1 protein-coding gene and 2 pseudogenes are annotated in these 2,690 nt (G+C 73.7%); 1 reads left to right on the top strand and 2 read right to left on the bottom strand.

All coding sequences use genetic code 11. The annotated features are described in order from the left end of the window. A pseudogene (locus VNS22_RS01370) lies at window positions 1-190 on the bottom strand (EamA/RhaT family transporter); the annotation flags it as partial. A 117-nt stretch (window positions 191-307) separates the two neighbouring features. On the opposite strand from VNS22_RS01370, the gene VNS22_RS01375 reads away from it, so the two are divergent. Continuing rightward, window positions 308-1,705: a PLP-dependent aminotransferase family protein gene (locus VNS22_RS01375; RefSeq protein ID WP_325728833.1), complete on the top strand. Its 1,398-nt coding sequence runs from the start codon at window positions 308-310 to the stop codon at window positions 1,703-1,705. Between the two features lie 373 nt (window positions 1,706-2,078). On the opposite strand, the pseudogene VNS22_RS01380 reads toward VNS22_RS01375, so the two are convergent. Then, window positions 2,079-2,690: pseudogene (locus tag VNS22_RS01380) on the bottom strand (hypothetical protein); the annotation flags it as partial.

The following is a 2,690-nucleotide window of genomic DNA, read 5'->3' on the forward strand; positions in this document are numbered from 1 at the left end:
TGCGGGCCGGGTGCGGCAGGCGGAACAGGCGGACCAGGGCCAGCGCCAGGACGCCGGCGACGGAGGCGCGGGCCACCGTCAGGAAGATCGGGTCGAAGTCGAGCACGGCCACGCGCGTGGCCGGCAGGGAGCCACTGAAGATCAGCACGCCCAGCAGGCCGTTCAGCCAGGCCCCCATCGTCCGCTCCATCCGGCCCCTCGCCTTCCTGCCATGGATCCGGGGGCACCTTGCGCGCGCCACGCTGGCAGCGCCAGGGACGATCCCATACAGTTGGACGAAACTGTATGGGTACGGAGAGCCCTACGGATGCTGCGCGCGGCGGAGAGCAGGAGCCGGATCGAGCAGGTGATGGCGGCGGTGCGCCGGCGGATCGCCGGGCGCAGGCTGGGCCAGGGGGCGAAGCTGCCCTCGATCCGCGGGCTGGCCACGAACATGGGCGTGTCGCCCTCGACCGTGGTCGAGGCCTATGAGCGGCTGGCGGCCGAGGGGCTGATCCGTGCGCGGCCGGGGGCGGGCTTCTTCGTGGCTGGCCCGTCGGCCCCGCTGGCGCTGGCGGAGCTGGGGCCGAAGCTCGACCGGGCGATCGACCCGTTCTGGGTGTCCCGCCAGGCGCTGGATGCCGGGGCAGCCATGCTCAAGCCGGGCTGCGGCTGGCTGCCGCCGGACTGGCTGCCCGAGGCAGCCCTGCGCCGGGCGCTGCGCGGCGAAGCGCGGGCCGAGCCGGCCGATCTTGGCGACTATGCGGCGCCGCTCGGGCTGGCGGCGCTGCGCCAGCATCTGGCCCGCCGGCTCGGCCTGCACGGGATCGAGGCGACGCCCGGCCAGATCCTGCTGACCGAATCCGGTACCGGCGCCATCGACCTCGTCTGCCGCTTCCTCCTGGAGCCGGGCGATGCCGTGCTGGTCGACGATCCCTGCTACTTCAACTTCCTGGCGCTGCTGCGCGCGCATCGGGCACGGGTCATCGGCGTGCCCATGACGCCGGCCGGGCCGGATCTCGCCCGGTTCGCGGAGGCGATCGAGGCGCATCGGCCGCGGCTTTATCTGACCAACTCCGCGATCCACAATCCGACCGGGGCCAGCCTGTCGCCGGTGGTGGCCCACCGGCTGCTGACGCTCGCCGATGCGGGCGGGCTCACCGTGGTCGAGGACGACATCTTCGGCGACCTCGCCACCGGCCCGGTCACCAGGCTGGCCGCCTTCGACGGGCTGCGCCGGGTCGTCCAGGTCGGCAGCTTCTCCAAGACCCTGTCCGCCGCCTTGCGCTGCGGCTTCATCGCGGCCCGGCCGGACTGGATCGAGGGGCTGGTCGACCTGAAGCTCGCGACCTCGTTCAGCGGCGGCCGGCTGGCGGAGCAGGTGGTACTGCGGCTCCTGCTCGATGGCAGCTATCGCCGGCATCTGGGCGGGCTGCATGCCCGCCTCGCCCGCGCCCGCGACCTGGCGCTGCGTCGCCTGGCGGAACTCGGCATCGAGCCCTGGCTGGAGCCGTCCGCCGGCATGTTCCTCTGGTGCCGCCTGCCGGACGGGCGCGACGCCGCGGCCGTGGCCAGGCGGGCGCTGGAGGAGGACGTGGTGCTGGCACCGGGCAATGTCTTCAGCATCGGGCAGACCGCCGGCAGTTTCCTGCGCTTCAACGTCGCGCAGTGCGCCGATCCGCAGGCATTCGCCGTGCTGGCCCGGGCGATGCGTGCGGTGGGCTGACGGCACGCCCCGTTCGGGAAGCCGGGCATCGTATCGAGAATCGGCAGCCGCGCGGCATCCGCAGCCGCGCCGGCAGGCCGGCCCTGCCCCTTCAACGGCTGCAATCAGTGCAGCTGATTTGAGAATAAGCTGCACTGATTAACGCAGGCGATCCGTCGGCAGCCGCGGCGGGTCGGGCGACCGGACGCGACGAGGGTGACCTCGTGGGAACAGAGCGTGAACTGGTGGGAGCGGACCGAGAACATGCCGGTCCGGCGATCGGTGCCGGCAGGCTGATCAGGCAGCCGTGCAGACTGGCCCCGGCGTCATGGCGCCCGGGGGAATGGTGCGATGTAGATGGCAGGCCGCGGCGGATGGGCTGCAGCCGGCCTTGTCACCACAGCAGAATGGTGGCGCCGCCCACGCACAGCACGACCGCCACGCCCAGGAGCGGCACGAGCAGCGAGCGGCGGTGCGGGCGCTCGGGCAGCGGGTCCACACCCGCCTGGTCGGGCACCAGCCGGGCCATCAGGCGGTCCGGATCCAGCACGAGCTCGCCCTGCCCGGCCTCGGCCAGCACGGTGTGGGGCAGGCCGAAGATCAGGCTGTCCGGCCGCGGCTCGACGATCTGCTCGCCATAAGCGTGGCCGTCCAGCGCCTGGACCACCGTGTCGCCACCAGGCGTCACCCGGAAGCGCAGCCGTTCCGGCGGCCCATCCGGGGCGCGCCCGACGATCCGGCCCTGGCCGTCCTGGCCCAGCAGCAGCGTGCCGCGGAAAGCTCGGGCGAATGTCTCGAACGCGACGCCCGCCACCCCCTCGCCCGGTTCCGGCCGTGGCGGCGGCTCGGTGACCGCCGGGTCCAGGGCCCGCAGCACGACCCGGCGCTCGGGCGTGACCACGAAGGCGAACAGGACCGGTGCGGCGCGCACCGGCAAGGGCGGCAGGTCGGGATCGGGCACCGGCGGCGGCTGCGGCCGCGGCGGACGGGGTGCCACCGGCGCCAG

Source organism: Geminicoccus sp. (assembly GCF_035556675.1).
GTDB lineage: Bacteria > Pseudomonadota > Alphaproteobacteria > Geminicoccales > Geminicoccaceae > Geminicoccus.